The sequence below is a fragment of the Spiribacter sp. SSL99 genome (genome assembly GCF_009805925.1).
Lineage (GTDB): Bacteria > Pseudomonadota > Gammaproteobacteria > Nitrococcales > Nitrococcaceae > Spiribacter > Spiribacter roseus.
The window spans coordinates 42,431-60,594 of the sequence record NZ_MAOM01000001.1 but is presented as its reverse complement, the minus strand read 5'-3'; the positions used below and the strand labels follow the sequence as shown (position 1 = coordinate 60,594).

Sequence of the window (18,164 nt, the reverse complement as noted above, 5' to 3'; positions counted from 1 at the left end):
TCCCTCGCGACGCGGCCCGAATTACCCGTTAACATGCATGCAACCGCAATCGGGTCGCCACGTACAAGCCCACTGCCCTGATCCGCCCGCCACGGACGAGTCAAAATACCATGTCACAGCGCACCACCCTGCAGACCCTGACCGCCCTCGTACTGCTGCGCGCCGGCCCGCAGGACCTGCCGTTTTCAACCGGACTGATGGGCGCCGCCATTGCCGCGACGGCCGTCATCAATGTGCCGATCATCCAGCGCTTTACCCCTGATACCAGCGCCCTGCTGCAGATCAGTCTGCTGGCGGTCTATAACCTCGCGTTTCTGGGGGTCGTCCTGTGGCTCACCGGCAGAGGGCCCCGCTTCATCCAGAGTGCGACGGCCCTGTTCGGCGCCGATGCGGTGATTTCGCTGGTGGGCCTGCCGGTGCTCATGCTGATTGGCCGCCCGGACGAGGCCAGTGCCCTGGGCGCGCTGGCCTTCCTGGGCCTTCTGGTGTGGAACATCGCCGTGGTCAGCCACATCTTTCGGGCAACGCTGGAATGGGCGACGCCCCTCAGCCTGGGGCTGACGCTTGCTTATATCTTTGGCGGCAGTGCCTTCGTGCGCATGGCGGCCGGGCTATGAGCCATGTCCACATCCTGGGCATTGGCGGGACGTTCATGGCCGGCCTCGCCGTGCTCGCCCGCGAGGCCGGCTACCGCGTCACCGGTCAGGATGGCCCACTGTATCCACCCATGAGCGATGTCCTCGCCAGCGCCGGCGTCGAGGTCCATACCGGCTATGACCGGCTCGTGCATGCCGATGACGCCGATCAGGTGATAATCGGCAACGCCCTGTCACGGGGCAACGCGGCGGTGGAGGCGGTGCTCGACCGCGGTCTCGACTACGACTCGGGGCCGGCCTGGCTGGCCCGGCATATCCTCCGCGGGCGCTGGGTCATCGCCGTGGCCGGCACCCACGGCAAGACCACCACCGCCAGCCTGGTGGCCTGGCTGCTGGAAGCGGCCGGCCTCGAGCCGGGCTTCCTGATCGGTGGCGTGCCCGAGAACTTCGCCACACCGGCGCGCCTCGGCCGCTCGCCTTTCTTTGTCGTCGAGGCGGATGAATACGACACCGCCTTTTTCGATAAGCGCTCGAAGTTCGTGCATTTTCGCCCGCGGACCCTGGTCCTGAACAACCTGGAGTTTGATCACGCCGACATCTTCGCCGATCTCGCCGCGATCAAGCGCCAGTTCCATCATCTGCTACGCGCGGTACCCGGCACCGGCGGCATCGTGGTGAACGCCGATGACGCCGCCCTGGCGGACGTCCTGGCGGCGGGCTGCTGGAGCGGGACGATCCGCTTTGGCCAGGGCGACGGCTGTGACTTCCCCCTGCATGCCGCCGCCGATGGCTGGCAACTGGGGGACTGGCACTGGCAGGCGCCGCTGCCCGGCCGGCACAACGCCATGAACACCGCCGCCGCCCTGCTTGCCGCGCGTCATGCCGGCCTGTCCATGGCCGATGGCATCGCCGCACTGGCCGGCTTCCGGGGTGTCCGCCGGCGTCTGCAACGGCGTGGCGAGGCCGCTGGTGTCGAAGTTCTGGATGATTTCGCCCATCACCCCACGGCCATTGCAGCCACCCTCGAGGCCCTCGCCACCGACACCCGGCCCGGGCGGCTGATCGCCGTGCTCGAGCCCCGCTCCAACACCATGCGCCAGGGGGTCCACCAGCACCGCCTGGGCGATGCCCTTGAGGCGGCGGATCAGGCCTTCGTCCTGGCAGCGCCCGATCTGGACTGGGATGTCGGCGCCGCGCTCGCCCCGCTCGGCGCCCGTGGCCATTGGCGCGCCGACCTGCAGGCCCTGATTGACGCGATCCTTGCCGCTGTTCAGCCCGGCGATCGGGTGGTGGTCATGAGCAATGGCGGCTTCGGTGGCATCCACGAGCGACTGCTCGCCGGACTCGCCAGCAGCGCATCCACCTGCGCCGGATCGGGTCGGTAGCGGCGCAGTCGTGGCAACAGGACACCGGGCTTGATCACGGCCCGTTCCAGATCGATCAGCCAGAGCCGCTCACCGTCATCGGCCCGCGCCTGCCAGGCCCGCAGCACCCAGCGCTGACGGGCATCCTCACCCACGCTTATCCAGACATGGTCGGGGCGATGGCCGGCATGCCAGCGCGGCAGCACCGGCAGTCGGGCGGCATCGGGCCGCGGGCTGATCCAGCGCAGCGCGCTCTGCCAGCGCCACGCCGGCGGCGATGTCCAGCCCGGCTCCGGCGGTTGCCAGTCGTTGGCTTCAATGACCGCGACGAACGGCGCCGCCGGGCCGGCAAGGCCCAGCCGCTGACTGGCGGGCTCGGGCCATGTTGATCCGGGCGGATAGCGGTCCAGCGGATCCGGCCAATCCAGCACGGCCGCACCGGCGGCGGCCAGCACCAGCACGCCCGCCGATACGCTCACCGCTGCCGGAAACCGCGGTGGACGGCGCTTGCCCGTGGCGGCCAGGGCCGGCAGCGCGCCCAGCACCACGCCCAGACTGATCCCCGCCACCAGATCCATCGGCCAATGCACCCCCAGCACCACCCGCGACCCGGCCACTGCCGCCACCCCCACACCCGCCAGCGCCATCAACCCGCGGTAGGGCCCACGCGCGGACAACGGCAGCAGCGTCAGCCAGGCGGTGACAAGCGCCGCGATCGCGGCGGCATGCACACTGGGGTAGGCGCCACTCCAGCCGGCCGTGCCGGTCAGCGCGGCAGGCCGGGGTAACCCCAGCCCGTGCTTGAGCGCCAGTCCCAGGGCAACGGCCAGCAATACGCCCAGCAGGGCATGCACCGCGCGGCGAGGCTGGCCCTGCCAGGCCAGCAGCGCGGCCAGTGCCAGGGTGGCGAGGGCAATCGGCAGGCTGCCACCGGCCTGGGTGAGCCACCAGGCAAACGCCTGCAGCGATTCGCTGCGCTGAGCATCAAACAGCGCGACCGCCCCGCGCTCCCAGCCTGCCGGCGCGGGGGCGAGGACTGCCCGGGACAGCGTCGCGATCACCCCCAGCAGGGCCAGCCACCACAGCCAGCCCTCGCGGTGGCGCAGCGCCCGGACAGCGGCATGCGGTCCGTGCAGCCAACGGCGCCAGTCACCCGGCGGCGGATGACGGCCGATGGCCCGCGCCACCCGGTTGCCCAGCAGGCGCAGCGGCCGATCGATACGCGGGATCAGCCAGCGCAGCAGCAGAAATCCCCCAAACCCCAGGGCCAGCCACGCCACCAGCCGCCCCATGACCTCCATGGCCAGGGCCAGCGACGCGCCAAAAACGATCCCAGGGAGCAGATAGGCGGGTGCCCAGCCGATGGCCGAGCCCACATTGGCCAGCAGGAACCGCCCCGGCGGCATCCCCAGCATGCCCACCACGGCCGGGATCACCGGGCGCACCGGACCGATGAAACGGCCCAGCACCACGCTCTTGCCGCCGTGGCGCAGGAACAGCTCCTCGGCCCGATCCATGGCCTGGGGATAGCGTCGCACCAGCGGCAGGGTGCGCAGCTGATCACGGTAATGGCGGCCCAGCCAGTAGCTGAGTGAATCACCGACGATGGCGCCGGCCATGGCCCATAGCAGCATGGGCAGGATCGCGATATTGCTGCCGCCCACCGCCGCGCCGGCGAGGAACATCAGCACGGCACCGGGGACGATCAGCCCGACCAGCGCCAGCGACTCGGTCAACGCAATCAGGCCAATGATCACCCCGGCCCAGCCGGGGTTGACCGAGAGCCACTCGAACAGTGGCTCAAGCGCTGATTCGAGACTGCTCACAGATCGGAGAACACCTGCTCAGCGGCATCCAGGGTATGCCGAAGCGCCGCCTCGTCATGGGCGGTGGAGACAAAGCCCGCCTCGAAGGCCGACGGGGCCAGATAGACACCCGCCTCGAGCATGCCGTGGAAAAAGCGCACGAAGCGATCGCCATCACAGGCGGCGACATCCTCGAAGCCCACCACCGAATCGCGGTCGGTGAAGAACAGGCCGAACATGGTCCCGGCCTGATGGGTCCTGAGCGCCACGCCGGCACGGGCGGCCCGGTCCCGCAGGCCCTCGAGCAGCCGGGCGGTCCAGGCCTCGGCCTCGGCATGCACACCCGGCCGGGCAAGCTCGGTAAGGGTGGTCAGGCCGCTGGCCATGGCCAGCGGATTGCCGGACAGCGTGCCCGCCTGATAGACCGGCCCGGTGGGCGCCAGCCAGTCCATGATCTCAGCGCGCCCGCCGAGGGCCGCCGTGGGCAGGCCGCCGCCGATGACCTTGCCCAGACAGGTCAGGTCCGGATGGATGCCGTACCAGGCCTGGGCACCCCCCAGCGAGGCGCGGAAGCCGCTCATCACCTCGTCAAAAACCAGCAGCGCGCCGGTGTCATCGCAGACATCCCGCAGCCCCTGCAGGAACTCGGGCAGCGCCGGCACACAGTTCATATTGCCGGACACCGGTTCGACCAGTATCGCGGCGAGGCTGTCGCCGTATTCGGCCACCAGCTGCCGGACGCTGTCGATGTCGTTGTAGGGGGCGGTCAGAGTGGTCTCGGTGACCGCCGCCGGAACCCCCGGCGATCCGGGAATCCCCAGCGTCAGCACCCCCGAACCGGCCTCCACCAGCAGCGCATCGACATGGCCGTGGTAGTTGCCGCGAAACTTCAGTACCCGGTCACGGCCGGTGTAGCCGCGGGCCAGGCGCACCGCGCTCATGCAGGCCTCGGTGCCGGAGTTGACCATGCGCAGGCGCTCCATGCCGGGCATGATCGCCTGGACCTTTCTGGCCAGCTCGGTTTCAAGCTCGGTGGGGGCGCCAAAACTGGTGCCATTGGCGGCGGTCTGCGCAATGGCATCCACCACCGCCGGGTGGGCATGACCAATGGCGAGGGGGCCATAGGAGAGCACGTAATCGACATACTGTCGGCCATCGACGTCCTCGATCCATGCCCCCTGACCGCGGCGCATGAACACGGGGGTACCACCGACGGCCCGGAACGCGCGCACCGCCGAGTTCACGCCCCCGACCAGATACTGGTTCGCCTCCTCGAAAAGCGCTTCGGATCGATTCGTCATGAATTCTCCGCGTGTTGTTTGGGTGGGCTCAGGCCGCCGGGCCGAAGCCCCGGTCAATCAGGGTGGCGGTGGCGGCCTCGATGTCCGGCGCCGCCGATATCGCTTCGACCACGGCCACGGCGTCGGCCCCGGCCGCCGTCACCTCGGCGATGTTACCGGCGTTGATGCCGCCGATCGCCACCAGCGGGCGGTCCGTGAAGGCCCGCGCCTCGCGGAACACCGACAGCGGCGCCAGTGCCGACTCGGGCTTGGTCGGTGACGGGTAGAGGCTGCCGAACGCCAGGTAATCGGCCCCGGCTTCAGCGGCCGCCCGGGCCCGGTCAAGATCGGCATAGCAGGACACGCCGATCAGGCGGTCCGGCCCCAGCGCCGTGCGGGCCGCCGCCACATCGCCATCGTCCCGGCCCAGATGAACGCCGTCCGCCGCCACCGCCCGGGCCAGCGCAATGTCGTCGTTGACGATGAAACAGGCACCGGCGGCCCGGCACTGGGCGGCCAGCGCTGCCGCTTCGTGCCGCCGGCGCTCGGTGTCATCGGACTTGTCGCGATACTGGACCACCCGGACACCGCCGCGCAGCGCGGCGGCCACCGCCGTCTCCACGGGCACGGGCGGCGGCCGGCGGGCGTCAGTGACCATGTAGAGCCCGGTGATCGGACCGGTCATGATCAGATCTCGATCATCTCGAAATCGGACTTGCCGGCCCCGCACTCGGGACACACGAAGTCATCGGGGATGTCTTCCCAGCGGGTTCCGGGCTCGATGCCCTCATCCGGCAGACCGTCTTCCTCTTCGTAGATCCAGCCGCACACCACGCACATCCAAGAGCGGTATTCCATCGCACCCATCTCCAGTCATTTCTTAGTAGATCGTCCAGCGTATCAAGCCATTGGGACACGGACCACGCCCGTGTCGATCCCGCCATCGGCGCGCAGATCCAGCCAGCGAAAGCCGGGCGCCGCGGGGACCGTCGTAAAGCGCGGCGCGCCCGCCAGGAACTGCGCCGCCGTGGCCGGCGTCGTCAGCATGCGCCGGTCGCGCCAGCGGCCATCGAACGCCGTGTGCACATGCCCGCAGATCATCCCGCGAACCCGCGGATCGGCCGCGATCCGCTCCAGCAGCGCCTCCGGCTCAGCCAGCCCGATGGCATCGAGCCACGGCGTTCCCACCGGCAGAGGCGGGTGGTGCAGCGCGATCAGGCACCACCGCGTGGCCAGCCCGGCCAGTGCCGCGTCCAGCGCCGCCAGCTCGTCGGCGCCCAGCCGGCCCGGGACCTCGCCCACCTGCAGCGAGTCGAGGCTGATCAGGGTCCAGTCACCCACCGACAGGGTCCGACCGGCGTTGACGGCCTCCCCGGCGAACACCGACTGCAGCGGTTCGCGGGCGTCGTGGTTGCCGGGCATCACCCGGACGGGTCGGCCAAACGCCTCGAGGATTCCGCGCAGGCGCTCATAGGCCACGACGGCGCCGTCGTGGACCAGATCGCCGGTATGGACAACCGCTTCAGCGGACGCCAGCCACGGCTGCATGGCCGCGGTCACCGCCCGCAGCCGCGCCTCGGGGATCACGCCGGCATGCTCGGCGGCGGGGTCCGCGAACAGGTGGGTGTCGGTGATCTGCAAAAGCCGCGGGCCATTGGCCGGGGCCACTGTCATGTCCCGCCGTCCCCGTGCACCCACAGCTGGCTGAACCAGAAGTAGCGTCCCTCGCCGTCCGGCGCGGTGCAGTTGTAACGGGTCCGCCCCACCGGGATCGGGGCTTTTCCCTGCACCTCGAAACGCCGATCGGCCTCGAGCCATTCCGGGGTCAGCCGCTCGCCGCGGTAGTAGCAGGCCAGCTGCCCGGCCCGCAGGTCCGGGGTCGGCGCCAGGGTCAGTGACAGCGCCGGCGCCGTGCGCGACCCGCGCACCGGATCCAGTGGCGCCTGCTCGATCACCGGCAGCGCCCGCGAGCGCACCTTGACCCGAAACCGGTCCATTGCGGCATAGCGCTCGTTGAACGAGTGCCGCGGCAGGGCCAACGAGTTGGAATGGATACCGATGGCGCCCGACTGCTGGCCGAACGCCACAAACCCCAGTTCGGCCACTTCATCCATCAGCTCGAGACTGTATTCGCCATAGGGATAGGCCAGCAGCGGCGGCGACTGATGGACGGCGTCGCCCAGCTCGTCGCGCAGGCTGGCCCGGGCGTCCAACAGATCGGTGCGCACGCGATCGCGCCAGCGGGGCCGGGTCTCGCCGTCGCGCCGGTGGAACAGCACGGCATGCGAGCGCGAGTGATTGGCGAAACGCACCCCCTGCGCCGCGAGTCCGCGCATCCGCTCCCAGCTCATGTGCCCCGCCTGACCGGCATTCACCGGCTCGGTGTTGACGAACACCGTGTACGGAAAGCTCCGGGCCTCGAGCATGGGATGGGCGGTTTCGCCGACACTGCGATAGCCATCGTCAAAGGTGATGGCCACCGTGCGCGGCGGCAGGGGCCGATTGGCCTCCAGGGCCTCGACGACCCGGGCCAGCGGCACCACGTCGAACCCCTCGGTCTCGAGGTAATCCAGATGCGCCCGGAACTGCGCCTCGGTGACGTTGGTGCTGGGGTGATCCGCGTTGCCGACGCGGTGATACATCAGCACCGAGGCCACGGTCTCGGGCGTGGGGGCCGGCGACTCTGCCGCCGCCGGCCCCAGGCCACTGACCAGCATCAGCACCAGCGCAAGGCACCGCAGCCGGCCCACCGGCCAGCGCCGGGCGGCGCGCTCAGAACTGCAGATTGAATCCGGCAAAGACGCCATCATCAAAGTCCCGGTCCGAGCCCCCGTCATCAAAGCTCAGCTCGATTTTGCGGTAGCCGAGATACACCGCCGCATCCTCGAGCACCTTGAACTCGCCCCGCACCGAATACTCCTGATAACCATCGATGTCGCTCACCGTGGTCGCCGAAGGGGCAAAGTAGACGCCGCCGGCCACTGCCGCCCGGTTGTACATCGGCAGCGTCCAGCGGGCCTTCGCGCCCACCGCCAGCGCCGCGCCGGTGGCGTCGCGCGGGTCATCGCGGGCATAGGCAAGCTTGCCACCCACGCCGACCAGCAGGGCGTCGCGGCCGGGCTCGGGCTGGTCGACCAGGTGCAGGTTGGCCTCGGCGATGTCGCCATCGTCGTCGTGATGCAGCAGGGCGGCGCCGGCCTCGAGCCCCTCCGGCGGCAGCATCCGGGTATAGCCCAGCTGGGCGGCGTCGCTGCTGACATTGAAGTCGAGCGTATCGGCGGCCACCGGCAGGCTCAGGGCCACCCCGATCAGCACGCCCGGAATCCCTTTATGCATCATCATCGATCCTGTCCTTCCGCTTGAGGGTTCTGCCCTGAATGATACACCGAGATCCGCGCCTCGACAGGGGCCTGACATGGTCGCAGCCGCCCGGGAATGGGATAATACCCCCATGACGATGATCGAAACCCTCAGACAGCAGCTCGGCGACGCGGCCGTGATCGCGCCGGGCCCGGCGATGGCCGGCTATCTCGAAGAGCGCCGCGGGCTGTTCGCCCAGCGGCCGGCGCAGGCGGTGGTGCGCCCGGCGGACACCCGCGGGGTCGCTACGTGCGTGCGCATCGCCGCTGAATACGGCGCCGGCATCGTGCCCCAGGGCGGCAACACCGGGCTCTGCGGCGGCGCCGCCACCACCCATCCCGATGGGCTGATCCTGTCACTCGAGCGGCTCGACCGCATCCGCGCCGTCGACGCCGACAACTTCACCCTGACCGCCGAGGCCGGCTGCACCCTGAGCGCCCTGCATACCGCCGCCGCCGATGTCGGGCGGCTGTTTCCACTCAGTTACGCCGCTGAAAACGACTGCCAGATCGGCGGTAACCTGGCCACCAACGCCGGCGGCATGAACGTGCTGCGCTATGGCAACGCCCGCGACCTGGCGCTGGGGCTGGAAGTGGTGCTGGCCGACGGCCGGATCTGGGATGGACTGCGGACCCTGCGCAAGGACAACAGCGGCTATGACCTGAAGGATCTTTTCATTGGCGCCGAGGGGACGCTGGGGATCATCACCGCCGCCAGCCTCAAGCTGTTTCCCGCGGTGCGCGAGCGGGCCACGGCGATTGTCGGGCTGGACAGCGCGACGGCCGCGGTCTCGCTGTTCGCCCGCCTCCGTGCGGCCAGTGGCGATACCATCACCAGCTGCGAGCTGATGGGGCGCGGACCACTGAGCCTCGCCCTCGAGCACGCCGCCGATTGCCACGAGCCACTGCCGGAGCGGTTTCCCTGGTATCTGCTGGTGGAACTGACCAGCAGTGCCCCGGCGGCGCTGGACAGCCGCCTCGAGCAGGCCCTGCAGGCGGACGATGCCGGCGCGGGGGATTACCGCATCGCCCCGGATGCCGCCACGGCGGCGGATTTCTGGCGGCTGCGCAACAGCATCCCCGGCGCGCAGAAAGGCGCCGGGGCGAGCATCAAGAACGACGTCTCGGTGCCGGTGGCCGACATCCCCGCCTTCATCGAGGCCGCCAGCGCTGCGGTGACCGAGGCCTGCCCGGGGGTGCGCCCCTGCGCCTTCGGCCACATCGGTGACGGCAACATCCACTTCAACCTGACCCGGCCCGTGGCCACCAGCGACGAGGCGTTTCTGGCCCAGTGGGGGGCCCTGACCCGGCGCGTGCACGACATCGCCATGCAGTACCGCGGCTCGTTTGCCGCCGAGCACGGTGTGGGGCAACTCAAACCCGGCGAGGTGGCGCGGCTGAAATCGCCGGTGGAGCAGGATCTGATGCGCCAGCTCAAGGCCGCCTTCGACCCCGCCGACCGCCTCAATCCCGGCAAGGTGGTGCCGCCGTCGGGGTGATTCAGCGCGAGGCGTCGCGCCGGCGCATCAGCCGCGCGGCATAGAAGCTGCCCACCGCGGGGGCGAAGGTGAGCGCGGTGGTCAGCCAGATCACCGCGTTGCCCGGGTCGAGCAGCAGACCGATGGTTGCCGGGCCGATCTTCATCCACAACGCCCCGATACCGATCACCACGATGTTCAGCGCGAGGGCCAAGAACACCCAGCCCAGGGTTCGCAGCAGGCGCGGCAGATCATTCATGACGGGGCATCCTCGAGTGCCGCGACCACCGGGTCGCCCAGCGTGATCCGCCCCGGCTCCACCACCCGCGCGATGATCCCGCCGTGCCCGCGCATGGCGTTATAGCCCCCGCTACCCAGCGACTGCTCCATGAACGAGCAGGGGTCACAGGTGCCGGTGCCCTCAAGGCACACGTCGCCCACCCGGAAGGACTCGCCGCGCAGGGCGTACAGATTGATGCCGCTGACCACCAGATTGCGGCGGGTGATGGCCGGATCAATGGCGGGGTGGCCGCTGAGCGCGGCGATCACCGGCAGATGCTCGGCCTGTATGAGCGTGACCGCACGTTTGCCGCTGCGCCCGGCGTAGCGATCGCCCACCAGCCCGGTGGCGTCAACCGCCACCGATTCGGGCTTTTCCATGGGCGCATGCCGGGCCGGCCGCAGACCGATCCACTCGAGCCGTCCGGCCCGGGGATACTGGCTCATGAGCGTGCGCAGTGTCGTCGTCATGCGCGGATCATACCCCGATTGGCGGCGCGCGGTGGAGAGCCGCCAGGTCCTTGGCCAGGGCGACGGTGGCCGCCGGCGGAATCGGGCCGATGGGCGCCAGATTGATGTCCAGTGCCGGCGCCACCCGCCCATGGGCGCGTTGATGGGCGACGATCTGCGCCCAGGCGTGGCGTATCTGCTCGAGCGAGCGGGCCAACACCTGCGCGTCATCGGCGGTCAGCCAGTCGTACAGGGCATCCGAGACCGTTACTCCCAGCCACAGCAGAAAGCGCAGATTGCGGGCGTTGCGGATGGGGCAGAACGCCAGCAGGATCTCGGGCGGCAGCGCCGCGCGGGCGGCCAGCGTATCCAGCAGGGCGGTGAAGGCCTCGGGCTCATAGAGAATCTGGGTGGTGAAAAAGTCCGCGCCGGCCGCGGTCTTCGCAGCGATCCGCTCCGCCTCGTCATGCCGCGAGGGGATGCAGATATTGCCGATGCGCAGCGACTCGACCCGACTGCGCTCGCGCAGCAGGCCATTGGCCCGGGTCACGCCGGGGCCGGGGTAGCGCACCGAATGGCGCCCGCCGCCCACCAGCACGAACCGCCGGATGCCATAGGCCTCCCAGGTCTCATTGACCCAGTCCACCAGCGCCTGCTCGCTGGCATGGTGCACCACCACGTGATTGATCATCGACTCCACACCCAGACGCTCGTGCAGCACCCGCGCCAGATCCCGTGGCGCCATGCGCGGCGCGAACGGCTGCCGACGCTCGCCCTGATCGCTGCGCGACGGCTCCTCATGGATCTCGGGGATGTTCACGACATCGATGGGGCAGGCGGCCTGCACCCGGGCCACCTTCTCGACCACCGCCTCAATCGCGGCTTCACCCCGATGGAGTTCGGGCGGAACGGCCTCCAGCACGGTTTTCACGGATCACTTCCCTGGCTGATGCGATGAATGAACGGCCAGGCAGTCTCGTGCGCCCCCCGTCTGGCGTCAAGTCGCCGGCATTCGTCCGCCGCCCGGGGATGTTAATCTGCCCTCCGAACACACGAGGACACAATCATGAACCGAATCATACGCAGCCTGGTGCTGCTCGGACTGGTCAGCCTCCTGGCCGCCTGCAGCCAAGGCACGCAGAACCTGCGCCTGTCGCCGCAACCGCCGGCCACCGAGCCGGTCACCGACAGTGATCGCGGGATCGCCCTGCAGGTGGTCGACAATCGCAGCCAGTCGGATCTGGGGATTCTCGAGAACCCCAACCGCAGCATCATCCGACTGGTGGCCGCCCAGGATCTCGCCTACACCGTGCAGCTGGCCGCCGCCGAGGGCCTGCGCGGCTACGGCTTCCGCCCCACGCTGTGGGATGGTGCGGGTGAGCCGCGTCTGGAGATCGGCATCGAAACGTTGAGCCATGATGTGGCCGTCGGCGTGCCCTATGAGCTGACCACCCGCATTACGCTGGACGCGGTGGCCGTCGCCGGGGGCGAGCGCTTCACCAGTCAGGCGCAGACCACCCGGACCCGGCAGCGCGTCCTGCCGCCCAACGCCAAAGCCAATGCCGAGGCCGTTGATGCCGCCATCACCGAGGCCCTCGACCGGCTGCTGAATGCCGAACTGGCCGCGTTCCTCGCCGACCGTGAATAGCCGGGCGTCCACGGAGCTGTCTGACGAGCGCGCAGCGGGGCTACCGACACCGCGCGCCGACTGGGCGCTGTTCCTCGACTTTGACGGGACACTGGTGGAGATCGCCGAGCACCCTGAGGCGGTCCATGTCCCGGCGCAGCTCATCGGACTGCTCGATGCCCTGGTGCAGAGCCTCGATGGCGCGGTGGCCATCGTCTCGGGACGGCCCCTCGAAGGACTCGATGCGCTGCTGGGCGGGGCACTGCCGGCGGTGGCCGGACTGCATGGCCTCGAGCGCCGCAGCCTCGGCGGCCAAATCCATCGGCCCGCCGATCGACGCGCCGAACTGGACGGCCTGCGCCAGGCGCTGGAGGCCTTCGCCGGCGAGCATCCCGGGGCCCACGTCGAGGACAAGGGCAACGCCATCGCCCTGCATTACCGCGGCGATCCCGCCCTCGAGCGCCCCGCCCGGGCGCTGGTCGAGCATCACTGCGAGTCCCTGGGGGAATCATTCCGGCTGCAATCCGGCAAGCAGGTGCTCGAGGTGGGCCCGGCCGGGCATGACAAGGGCACCGTCATCGAGGCCTTCATGGCCGAGCCGCCCTTCCACGGCCGGATACCGGTCTGCCTGGGGGATGACGTGACCGACGAGGACGCCTTTGCCGCCGTCAACCGCCTTGGCGGCCACTCGATCCGCATCGGCACCGACCGACCCACCGCGGCCAGCCATGCGCTGGCATCCGTCAACGAGGCTTATCAATGGCTCAACCGGCTGCCCCGACACCTTCGCCCGATTCAATAGATCTTGAACTGGGCATGATCGGCAACGGCCAGATCAATGGCCTGATCGATCCCCTCGGCCGCCTCGTCTGGGCGTGCCTGCCCCGCTTTGATGCCGAGCCCGCCTTCTCGCGGCTCGTCGACTCACAGGACCGCGGCCACTTCAGCATCGAGCTCTGCGACCAATGCGCGGTCAGTCAGTCCTACCATCCCAACACCGCGGTCCTGTCCACCGAGCTGACCGACCGTTACGGCGCCATCCTGCGCATCATCGACTTCTGCCCGCGGTTCCGGCAGTACGACCGCACCTATCGGCCGGTCATGATCATCCGCCGCGTCGAAGTCGTGCGCGGTCATCCGGTGATCCGCACCCGGCTGCGCCCGGTGAGCGGCTGGGATGCCAGCGCGCCGTCCACCACGCGCGGCAGCAATCACGTCCGCTTTCTGCGCCACGACCAGGTCCTGCGCGTCACCACCGACGCGCCGCTGACCCATGTCCTCGACGAGACGCCGTTCGTGGTCGACGCCATCATGACCTTCATCCTCGGCCCCGATGAAAGCGTCAAGGAATCGGTGGAGGCGATGGGCCGCCGGTTTCTGGAGCAGACCGAGATGTACTGGCGCGACTGGACGCGCTCGCTGGCCATTCCCTTCGACTGGCAGCAGGCGGTGATCCGCGCCGCCATCACCCTCAAGCTCTCGGCCTACGAGGACACCGGCGCGGTGATCGCCGCCGCCACCACCTCGATCCCCGAGGCGGCGGACAGTGGCCGCAACTGGGACTACCGGTACTGCTGGCTGCGGGATGCCTACTTCACCGTGCATGCGCTCAACCGCCTGGGCGCGACACGCACCATGGAAGGGTTCCTGCGCTACATCATCAACCTGGTGGCCGCCAGCGGCGATCACCGTCTGCAGCCGCTCTATGGCATCGGCGGCGAGCGCCGCATCGAGGAGACCACCGCCGACGCACTGGGCGGCTATCGCGGCATGGGGCCGGTGCGCGTGGGTAACGCCGCCTACTACCAGGTCCAGCATGATGTCTACGGCACGGTCATCCTCGCCGCCACCCAGGCGTTTTTCGACGCCCGCCTCGAGCGGCCCGGCGACCAGGCGCTCTACCAGCGCCTCTGCGCCCTCGGTGAAGAGGCCATCCGCCACCACGACCAGCCCGACGCCGGCATCTGGGAATACCGCGGCCGGGCCCGCGTGCACACCTACTCGGCAATGATGTGCTGGGCGGCCTGTGACCGGCTGCGCCGCATCGCCGAGCAGCTCGGGCTGGATGCCGACGCCGGCTACTGGTCGGGCCAGGCCGCCACCATCCATGCCACCGTCTGCCGCGAGGCGTGGAGCGATACCCACAATGCCTTTGTCGAGAGCTTCGGCGGTGACAGCCTTGATGCCAGCCTGCTGCTCATGCACGAGCTGGGCTTTCTGGCCGCCGATGATCCGCGCTTCATCGGCACCGTCGAGGCCATCGAGGCCCACCTGCGCCGGGGCGACCATCTGTTCCGCTATGCCGCCGCTGATGATTTCGGTCGGCCTGAGAACGCCTTCAACATCTGCACCTTCTGGTTCATTGACGCCCTCCAGGCCATCGGCCGCCATGACGAGGCGCGACGGCTGTTCGAGAACATGCTCGGCCACCGCACCCGGCTGGGCCTGCTCTCCGAGGATCTCGACGCCAACCACGGCGAACTCTGGGGCAATTTCCCGCAGACCTACAGTATGGTGGGGCTGATCAACTCGGCCATGCACCTGAGCCGCAGCTGGGAGGAAAGCCTTTGAGTCGACTGGTCGTTGTCTCCAACCGGGTCCCCCTGCCACAGCCCGGCCAGCCTCAGGCCGGCGGACTGGCCGTGGCCCTGTCCGATGCGCTGTCGCGACGCGGCGGCCTGTGGTTCGGCTGGTCGGGCGAGGTCAGCGAACAGCCCGACTCCCGCCCGTCGATCCGCCACCACGAGGGCATCGACTACGCGACCCTGTCGCTGAGCCGTGAGGACTATGACGACTTCTACCTGGGCTATTCCAATGCGGTGATCTGGCCGGTGTTCCACTTCAACCTGGGGGCCATGGACTATCAGCGGCGCTATTCCCACGCCTACACCCGGGTCAACGCCCGCTTCGCCGACTGCCTGGCCCCGCTCATCGAGCCCGACGACACCCTCTGGATCCACGACTACCACCTCATGCCGCTGGCCCGCGAGCTGCGCGAACGCGGCCTGCGCAACCGCATCGGGTTTTTCCTCCACATCCCCTTCCCCGACTACGACGTGCTGCGGGCCATGCCGGGCCATCGGGCCCTGCTGGAGGATCTGTGCCGGTTCGATCTGCTGGGTTTTCAGACCGCCAACGACCGGCATGCCTTCGAGGAATCCGCCACCCGGGCCATCGGGGCGCTGGTGCGAGCCTCCGGGCAGCTGCGCCACCGCAACCGCGACCTGCGCACCGGCGTCTATCCGGTGGGCGTCGACGTAGCGGCCCTCGCCGACCTGTCCGCGCAGACCCTGACCACACCCGCCGTCCAGCGGCTGCTCGACGGGCTTGGCGAGCGCGATCTGATGATCGGCGTCGACCGCCTCGACTACTCCAAGGGCCTCGAGCAGCGCTTCCGCGCGTTCGAAGCGCTGTTCGATGACTACCCCCACCGCCGCGGGCATACCGTGCTCATGCAGATCGCCAGCCCCTCGCGCGGGGACATCGCCGAGTACGCCGATCTGCGCCAGCGCCTGGAGGGGCTGAGCGGGCATATCAACGGCGTCTATGGCGATCTCGACTGGGCGCCGCTGCACTACCTCAACCGCACCTTCGAGCGGGGTGCCATCATGGGGCTCTACCGCGCGGCGCGGGTGGGGGTGGTCACCCCCCTGCGCGACGGCATGAACCTGGTCGCCAAGGAGTTCATCGCCAGCCAGGATCCGGACAACCCCGGGGTGCTGGTGCTCTCGGACCTGGCCGGGTCGGCCGCCGAGCTGAGCGACGCGATCCGCGTCAATCCCTACGACACCGATGCCATCGCGGCCGGGCTCAACCAGGCCCTGGCGATGCCGCGACCCGAGCGCCGGCGGCGCCACGAACGCATGATGGCGGTGCTCCATCGCAACGACATCGGCGCCTGGGAACGGCGCTTTCTCGATGACCTCGGCGGCGGCCACGACTGACCCGGGCGCCCCCGCTGCGGCGCGCATCATCATGCATGTGGACATGGATGCGTTCTTCGCCTCGGTGGAACTCAAGCGCCGCCCCAGCCTCCGCGGCCAGCCGGTTATTGTCGGCGGGCGCGGCGATCCGGCCCGGCGCGGCGTGGTCTCCACCGCCACCTATGAGGCACGGGTGTTCGGCATCCACTCGGGCATGGCGCTGCGCACGGCGGCGCGGCTGTGCCCCGATGCGGTCTTTCTGCCGGTGGACTTTCCCGCCTACCACGAGGCCTCGGCGCGGGTCTTCGAATGCCTGGCCGCGGTCAGTGAACGCCTGCAGCCAGTGGGCCTGGACGAGGCCTACATGGACATCAGCCATCGCAGCGATGACCCGCTCGGCATCGGCCGGAGGCTGAAGGATGACATCCATACCGCCACCGACCTGGTGGCCTCCGTGGGGATCGGTCCCAACCGACTACTCGCAAAGATCGCCTCGGACCTGGAAAAGCCCGATGGACTGACCCGGCTGCGTCCCGCTGACGTGCCCGAGCGGGTCTGGCCACTGCCGGTACGAACCCTGCATGGCGTCGGCCCGCGCACCGCCGAGCGGTTGGCCGGTCTGGGTGTGGAGACGGTCGGGGATCTGGCCCGGATGGGCCGGGATGGGCTGTCCACCGAGTTCAGTCCGCGGCATGCGCAGTCACTGAGCGACTCGGCCCATGGCATTGACGAGCGCCCCGTGCAGACTGAGCGCGTCCGCAAGTCCATCGGCCGCGAGCGCACCTTCCAGCAGGACTGCCGCAGCAGCGGGCGGCTCGATCATGAAGCGCGGCTGATGCTCGATGAGGTGCGGGGACGGCTGACCGCCCGCCAGCTGGGCGCCCGGACCGTGACGGTCAAGCTGCGTTACCGCGACTTCACCACCCATACCCGGTCCCAGAGCCTGGCCAGTGCCACCGATGATCATGAGGCACTGGCGGCGCTGGTCCGCCAGTGCCTGTTCGCGCACCGGCTGCATCGCGCGGTGCGCCTGCTGGGCGTTCAGCTCTCGGGGCTGACGCCGCTCTAGAGCCCCAGGTCGTCGCGCACGATGGTCACCGCACCGGTGCCATCGACGTTGGTCACGCCCTCAAGCCAGCGGTTGAGCAGGTCCGGGTTATCCATGATCAGTTTCTGGCCCGCCTCCATGGGGGACATTTCCTCGTTGATCACATAACCGCCCGCCTGGCTCTGCTCTTCGACCGTGTAGGCGTACTGCTCAAGGAGCCGGCCGACGTTGCTGCAGCGCTCGCTGTAGCCGGCGGTGGTGATGGTGTAGACCGTGGCGCCGCCCTGGTTGGGGCCGAAGTACTCGGCACCGCCGGTCAGGTAGCGCATGTCGATGTTGATGTTCATCGGATGCGGCGCCCAGCCCAGAAACGCCACCCACTCATCGCGGGGCACCGAGCGCTGCACCTGGGTGAGCATGCCCGCCTCGGAGGACTCCATGAGCTCCCAGTCGCCCAGTCCGAAGGCATCGTCGTCGATCATCGCCTGGATGGCGGCATTACCGTCGTTGCCGGCCTCGATGCCGTAGATGCGCCCCTCGAAGCGGTCCTGATAGTCATCCAGATCGGCGAAATCGCGGACGCCGGCCTCCCAGACGTAGTCCGGGACCGCCAGGGTGTACTTGGCACCCTCGAGGTTGGCGCTGATCTGCTCGATCTCGCCATCGTCGAGATAGGGCCGGATCATGCTTTCCTGGGTGGGCAGCCAGAGGCCCAGAAAGGCATCACGCTGGCCGTCGGCCACCGACTGGAAGGCGATCGGCACCGAGGCCGTGGTCAGCTCCACCTCGTAGCCCAGCGTCTCGAGCAGGTATTCCATGACCTCGGACTTGATGGTCACACCGGTCCAGTTGACGTTGGCAAGCCCCACCGACTGGCAGCTCTCCGGCTCGTTGGCGCTGGCGTTCATGGCGGACAGTGACACCAGAGCGGCACCGGCGACCGTCGCGATCATTC

Annotated in this window: 19 protein-coding genes; 8 read left to right on the top strand and 11 right to left on the bottom strand. The window is 69.2% G+C overall.

The window, feature by feature from the left end; all coding sequences use genetic code 11:
* Positions 1-110: 110 nt before the first annotated feature.
* Entirely contained in the window at positions 111-617 is a 507-nt protein-coding gene (locus BA899_RS00285) for a hypothetical protein (protein WP_069134353.1), read from the top strand.
* Positions 614-1,981, top strand: a complete 1,368-nt coding sequence (gene mpl / locus BA899_RS00280; RefSeq protein ID WP_159299372.1) for a UDP-N-acetylmuramate:L-alanyl-gamma-D-glutamyl-meso-diaminopimelate ligase — start codon at positions 614-616, stop codon at positions 1,979-1,981. Before BA899_RS00285 ends, mpl begins: the two co-directional genes overlap by 4 nt.
* Here the strand turns inward: mpl and BA899_RS00275 are convergent.
* Genes BA899_RS00275 through BA899_RS00245 form a run of 7 tightly spaced genes read right to left on the bottom strand, consistent with a single transcriptional unit; the run spans position 1,867 to position 8,387 of the window.
* Positions 1,867-3,786 carry a VTT domain-containing protein gene (locus BA899_RS00275; protein WP_159299371.1) on the bottom strand — a complete coding sequence of 640 codons (1,920 nt, stop codon included), beginning with the start codon at positions 3,784-3,786 and terminating at the stop codon, positions 1,867-1,869. The genes mpl and BA899_RS00275 overlap by 115 nt on opposite strands.
* Positions 3,783-5,066 (bottom strand): glutamate-1-semialdehyde 2,1-aminomutase, encoded by a 1,284-nt coding sequence (hemL, locus tag BA899_RS00270; protein WP_159299370.1) that lies wholly within the window; start codon positions 5,064-5,066, stop codon positions 3,783-3,785. The genes BA899_RS00275 and hemL overlap by 4 nt, the downstream gene beginning before the upstream one ends.
* 28 nt (positions 5,067-5,094) lie before the next feature.
* Entirely contained in the window at positions 5,095-5,730 is a 636-nt protein-coding gene (thiE, locus tag BA899_RS00265; RefSeq protein WP_159299369.1) for a thiamine phosphate synthase, read from the bottom strand.
* Positions 5,731-5,732: 2 nt separating this feature from the next.
* Positions 5,733-5,903 (bottom strand): rubredoxin, encoded by a 171-nt coding sequence (locus BA899_RS00260; protein ID WP_041381874.1) that lies wholly within the window; start codon positions 5,901-5,903, stop codon positions 5,733-5,735.
* Positions 5,904-5,945: 42 nt separating this feature from the next.
* The gene (locus BA899_RS00255) at positions 5,946-6,719 is read right to left on the bottom strand and encodes a metallophosphoesterase (RefSeq protein WP_159299368.1); all 774 of its coding nucleotides are present in this window, start codon (positions 6,717-6,719) and stop codon (positions 5,946-5,948) included.
* A complete protein-coding gene (locus BA899_RS00250) occupies positions 6,716-7,843 on the bottom strand; it encodes a polysaccharide deacetylase family protein (RefSeq protein WP_159299367.1) in 1,128 nt (375 codons plus the stop codon). The genes BA899_RS00255 and BA899_RS00250 overlap by 4 nt, the downstream gene beginning before the upstream one ends.
* Positions 7,818-8,387 (bottom strand): YfaZ family outer membrane protein, encoded by a 570-nt coding sequence (locus BA899_RS00245; RefSeq protein ID WP_157809131.1) that lies wholly within the window; start codon positions 8,385-8,387, stop codon positions 7,818-7,820. The genes BA899_RS00250 and BA899_RS00245 overlap by 26 nt, the downstream gene beginning before the upstream one ends.
* Before the next feature lie 109 nt (positions 8,388-8,496).
* Here BA899_RS00245 and BA899_RS00240 point away from each other — a divergent pair, with 109 nt between their 5' ends.
* Positions 8,497-9,903 carry an FAD-binding oxidoreductase gene (locus tag BA899_RS00240; RefSeq protein WP_159299366.1) on the top strand — a complete coding sequence of 469 codons (1,407 nt, stop codon included), beginning with the start codon at positions 8,497-8,499 and terminating at the stop codon, positions 9,901-9,903.
* A 1-nt stretch (position 9,904) separates the two neighbouring features.
* Here the strand turns inward: BA899_RS00240 and BA899_RS00235 are convergent, their stop codons facing one another.
* From BA899_RS00235 to BA899_RS00225, 3 genes are read right to left on the bottom strand one after another with little or no spacing between them, the layout of a single operon-like run.
* Positions 9,905-10,141, bottom strand: coding sequence for a hypothetical protein (locus BA899_RS00235; RefSeq protein ID WP_069134362.1), 237 nt, complete (start codon positions 10,139-10,141; stop codon positions 9,905-9,907).
* Positions 10,138-10,632: an MOSC domain-containing protein gene (locus BA899_RS00230; RefSeq protein WP_144346773.1), complete on the bottom strand. Its 495-nt coding sequence runs from the start codon at positions 10,630-10,632 to the stop codon at positions 10,138-10,140. Before BA899_RS00230 ends, BA899_RS00235 begins: the two co-directional genes overlap by 4 nt.
* A gap of 7 nt (positions 10,633-10,639) precedes the next feature.
* Positions 10,640-11,542, bottom strand: coding sequence for a mycobacterial-type methylenetetrahydrofolate reductase (locus tag BA899_RS00225; protein ID WP_159299365.1), 903 nt, complete (start codon positions 11,540-11,542; stop codon positions 10,640-10,642).
* Positions 11,543-11,677: 135 nt separating this feature from the next.
* Here BA899_RS00225 and BA899_RS00220 point away from each other — a divergent pair, with 135 nt between their 5' ends.
* Genes BA899_RS00220 through dinB form a run of 5 tightly spaced genes read left to right on the top strand, consistent with a single transcriptional unit; the run spans position 11,678 to position 17,230 of the window.
* The gene (locus BA899_RS00220; RefSeq protein WP_159299364.1) at positions 11,678-12,259 is read left to right on the top strand and encodes a YajG family lipoprotein; all 582 of its coding nucleotides are present in this window, start codon (positions 11,678-11,680) and stop codon (positions 12,257-12,259) included.
* Positions 12,252-13,040 (top strand): trehalose-phosphatase, encoded by a 789-nt coding sequence (gene otsB, locus BA899_RS00215; RefSeq protein ID WP_159299363.1) that lies wholly within the window; start codon positions 12,252-12,254, stop codon positions 13,038-13,040. The genes BA899_RS00220 and otsB overlap by 8 nt, the downstream gene beginning before the upstream one ends.
* Before the next feature lie 14 nt (positions 13,041-13,054).
* The gene (locus BA899_RS00210) at positions 13,055-14,809 is read left to right on the top strand and encodes a glycoside hydrolase family 15 protein (protein ID WP_235013269.1); all 1,755 of its coding nucleotides are present in this window, start codon (positions 13,055-13,057) and stop codon (positions 14,807-14,809) included.
* The gene (locus BA899_RS00205; RefSeq protein WP_148122494.1) at positions 14,806-16,182 is read left to right on the top strand and encodes a trehalose-6-phosphate synthase; all 1,377 of its coding nucleotides are present in this window, start codon (positions 14,806-14,808) and stop codon (positions 16,180-16,182) included. Before BA899_RS00210 ends, BA899_RS00205 begins: the two co-directional genes overlap by 4 nt.
* On the top strand, positions 16,157-17,230 hold the full coding sequence (gene dinB, locus BA899_RS00200; protein ID WP_235012717.1) for a DNA polymerase IV: 1,074 nt from the start codon (positions 16,157-16,159) through the stop codon (positions 17,228-17,230). Before BA899_RS00205 ends, dinB begins: the two co-directional genes overlap by 26 nt.
* On the opposite strand, the gene choX is transcribed toward dinB, so the two are convergent.
* A complete protein-coding gene (gene choX / locus BA899_RS00195; RefSeq protein ID WP_235013268.1) occupies positions 17,227-18,162 on the bottom strand; it encodes a choline ABC transporter substrate-binding protein in 936 nt (311 codons plus the stop codon). The genes dinB and choX overlap by 4 nt on opposite strands.
* Positions 18,163-18,164: the final 2 nt, after the last annotated feature.